At 35.8% G+C, this 3599-nt stretch carries 3 protein-coding genes and 3 pseudogenes; 2 read left to right on the top strand and 4 right to left on the bottom strand.

What is annotated here, in order from left to right; all coding sequences use genetic code 11:
- The 3 genes from BFI01S_RS21255 to BFI01S_RS21245 all read right to left on the bottom strand — a co-directional run.
- On the bottom strand, positions 1–588 hold a 588-nt coding region (locus tag BFI01S_RS21255), incomplete at its 3' end, for a hypothetical protein (RefSeq protein WP_156478365.1).
- 49 nt (positions 589–637) lie between these two features.
- Positions 638–1312, bottom strand: a complete 675-nt coding sequence (locus BFI01S_RS21250; RefSeq protein WP_061794358.1) for a DUF1129 family protein — start codon at positions 1310–1312, stop codon at positions 638–640.
- On the bottom strand, positions 1284–1640 hold the full coding sequence (locus BFI01S_RS21245; protein ID WP_061794357.1) for a PadR family transcriptional regulator: 357 nt from the start codon (positions 1638–1640) through the stop codon (positions 1284–1286). Before BFI01S_RS21245 ends, BFI01S_RS21250 begins: the two co-directional genes overlap by 29 nt.
- Before the next feature lie 339 nt (positions 1641–1979).
- On the opposite strand from BFI01S_RS21245, the pseudogene BFI01S_RS21240 reads away from it, so the two are divergent.
- Positions 1980–2435, top strand: a pseudogene (locus tag BFI01S_RS21240) (Tn3 family transposase); the annotation flags it as partial.
- Positions 2436–2532: 97 nt separating this feature from the next.
- On the opposite strand, the pseudogene BFI01S_RS21235 reads toward BFI01S_RS21240, so the two are convergent.
- Positions 2533–3021 (bottom strand): annotated as a pseudogene (locus BFI01S_RS21235) (IS110 family transposase); the annotation flags it as partial.
- Between the two features lie 456 nt (positions 3022–3477).
- Here BFI01S_RS21235 and BFI01S_RS24190 point away from each other — a divergent pair.
- A pseudogene (locus BFI01S_RS24190) lies at positions 3478–3599 on the top strand (alpha/beta fold hydrolase); the annotation flags it as partial.

Genomic DNA, 3599 nt, shown 5'->3' with positions numbered 1-3599 from the left:
GTGGAAAATAGAACTTATTATTCCCAAAACTATAAAAAGCAAAAAAGTAATGAACAAAATTAAGATTATTTTTATTGGTGTTAGATTTAGTAAATACCCAAGTGATAATATGATTGGAACGTATGCCATTAGAAAAACTTTTGAATTCCAAGTTAAAGATTCTAAATAAATATAGATATTAGATTTTTGTTCGCTAGTCTTTAGATTTATCATTAACCAGTCTCTATCTACAGCCTGTAGCTGCCATTTAGATGAAGCGATTCCGGAAATTATTGCATTTATAAATATAATGAAAAAAAGTAATGACCATAATAGATAATGATTTTCCCTTAAAGAATACAGAATTTGAAGAGCAAGGGTTGATAAGATTCCTGATGGTTGATCACTTACAGTTAATTTTTCATTTAGGATAGTTGTTTTAAAAAGTAAGTAACTCCCTCCTAGAAGGGTACTAAAGCTTATCAAACTCCATAATACTACCCAAACCCAAATATTTTCTACCTGTTTTATTTTTTTAAAAAAAATGAAATTGTTCATTTGACTTTTCCATCTAATTTTTAATTTCCATTTAATCCAATTAATTAACAAAAAAAGCCCACCTTTTTCTTTGCTTGAAAAGTACTAGATAAAACGTATTTTATGTAGTTATGCTTCTAACCAATTTACTAATAATAACCAACACGGCACCTATAACTAGATAAACCCACCATTCAAAATTAACCTCTGGTCCAAAGTCAGGCATTATCCTAGTTAAGAACATAATAAGTGCAAACGAACCTGCTCCAAAAAAACCGGCCTTCCAGAAGGCTCGTCTTCTTTGCTTTTTATTAACGAAAAGTGTCGAACGAATAAGTTTGAAAATAACGAACACTCCGAAAGCAGTAACAATCATAATTACAGTTAATAGCACAATACTATTACCAAGTGAAATAGTTTCATCTACTTTTGTAAACCTTTGTAAAACAAGGTTTACCATTCCATAAATTAAACTGAACCACCCTAGTAAATTGAACACTAGAGAAAACACATAAGGAATGACATTTCGTTTCTTCTCGTGCGGAAGTCCTGCTATTAGCTCATCTGCGTATTTTCGTGGGTGAGACCCAAATAAGTTAGTCGCTGTCTTTCCGTCTTCCTGTCCTTCTAAAAGATGATCAAGTAAATCCATTAGAAGTTCCTCACTTTCGTGCTCGGCTACTCGTAAATCGGTTCTGATATATAGTGAAAAATCCTCATATAATAATTCATTCTCGGCATTTAATAGCTTACGTTTTTCATTATTTTCATTGATTAATTGTTTTGTGCTTCGCATTGTTTTCACCTCTTTTTAATAAATTGCTAACTGGACTTGCAATCAGCATCCACTCTTTTGCAATCCGTTCAAGCTCCTCTGTTCCATTATCCGTTAAAAAATAGTATTTTCGGTTAGGACCTGAATCAGAAGGCCTCATTTCACTACGAATAAATCCGTTTTTCTGCAATCTCAGTAACACTGGATAAATCGTCCCATCACTTATATCAGGCAGTCCAGCTTTTTGTAGCTTTTGTGATAATTCATATCCATAAATGGCCTGCTCTTCTACGATCGCCATAACACATGCATCTAGAATTCCTTTTAACAATTGACTTCTTATCGTCAAGCTCTTCCCCCCATTACTTTGTAATACAAGATAGCGTTTTATAGCTAATTTGCATTACAAGATAGCTAATTACAATATATATAGATACTTTTTTATTGTCAAACAAAACCTCTATACTTTTTTTAATTTACACATTTAACATGCCAAATGAATTTTCCCTTTTAGCCCAGATAACATGCATTTTCCGTATTTTTTTGATACGACTCTTAAATGTTTTAATCAGTCTAACTGTACATTTTAAACCATAATCTTATATTTTCACACTACGGTTAGAACAACTTGTTTAGTTGTAGCTTTGAAAAAAGTTTGATCAAGAATGTCCCTTGATTCTTTTCTTTTATGGGGAAATTAGGGTCATATGCAAGACAAAATAAATTAGCTACTGCTTTACGAGAAATGGGAAGAATTGAAAAGACCATTTTTATTTTGGATTACATATCTAACGAAGCCCTACGTCGTCGCATTCAACGAGGATTAAATAAAGGTGAAGCGATGAACGCTCTTGCAAGAGCTTTATTCTTTAGGAAACGAGGCGAATTACGGAAAAGAGGATTGCAAGATCAGCTTCAATGCGCCAGTGCATTAAACATTTTAATTAACGCCATTAGCATATGGAACACTGTATATCTTACTGAAGCCGCAAAATTTCTGAAAGAAAAAGGAGCTTTACGAGAAGAAGACTTTCTAAAACATATTTCCCCATTGGGATGGGAACATATTAATTTTCTTGGGGAATACACGTTTGATATGAACAAAGTAGCAAGTTTAAATTCACTCCGTCCCCTTATCCGATAAAATAAAGGCCGATGATTCCTTAGCGTAGGAAAAATCGACTTTATTCATGTCGAATTTTGCTTAGCGTATGTTTTCCGCGTTTTGTTGGTAGGACCCCATGTTGGAGAAAGGGCTGTTTCTCTTTTGTCATCATCTTGACCAAGTGATAACGTGAACGGGTCAGCTGTTGGAGTGCGACATACTGGCTCTCCTTGACAATGGACATCTGGTTACGACCGAATCGGACGTAATCGGCAATCACGAATGCATCAATTTCATCCGTCTTATTCATATCCGAATAGCTTTTCTTGAAGTTGGCAATCTGTTTCGGATTAATGACGAACACTTGAGTGTCAAAGACCTTAAGGTCTTCATCATAATGAAGGAACATAGAAGGATGGAAGCTATAGACCGAAGTGGACTCCAAGCCTATCTTGACGCTTTCAACCTTACGTCCTTTCGCAAGGCTGAGGATTCGTTCCTTTAAATCTGTGGCTCCTGGAAGGTCATTTGATACCGTGAAGGTATCCACTTTTGATCCTTCCTGATCAAGGATACAGCCTTTCATGTCAAACGAACTTACGTCTAGACCAACAAATAATCGCATGGGGGTTACCCTCCTTTCATTGTGGAATCATCGGGTATTTCCTTGGACGCCTCGAGATATCTCTAGTGTGGACGCCGATCATCAACCTCGTGTATCAGAACTGCATCTGTATCGAAAGCCGCCTCAGGGCTGCTTGTCACCTGAGTTCGAGAGGCAGTGCGCTCAGCCTGCGAGTATGAAGTGCCGCACGTACACTGAGAAACAGTCTTTAGATGTAGTCAAGCTACAGGGGCAGGAAGAATTGTCCCAAATGATCCTAAGACCATTATCTAGAAATATCTCGAGACGACCAAACAGACCACCTTATGATTGATAGAAAAGATAAAAAAGAGAATGATATTTAAGGAGTTAAACATAATATACGAGGGGCAGGTTAGTTAAAAAACAGGGAGGATTTCCCATATATATCATAGAAACTATTCAAGTCCTATTTTATTGAGTTGAAGGGGGATTAGTATGTGGGAGAAAAATTTCGTACAGACATCTAGAGGAGAATTTGAATACTTTACTCAAGGAAGTGGAGAAGCTCTTTGTATTACCCATTTATATACTGAGTTTAATGAATTAGGTAACTATTT

Origin of the sequence: Cytobacillus firmus NBRC 15306, from assembly GCF_001591465.1 — a bacterium.
Classification (GTDB): Bacteria; Bacillota; Bacilli; order Bacillales; family Cytobacillaceae; genus Cytobacillus; species Cytobacillus firmus.
Note: the sequence above shows the minus strand (reverse complement) of the source record. Positions and strands in the feature narration are given on the sequence as shown.

Bases quoted from the DNA above. Each gene is read 5' to 3' on its own strand.
- BFI01S_RS21250 (WP_061794358.1), bottom strand. From the start codon at position 1,312: ATGCGAAGCACAAAACAATTAATCAATGAAAATAATGAAAAACGTAAG.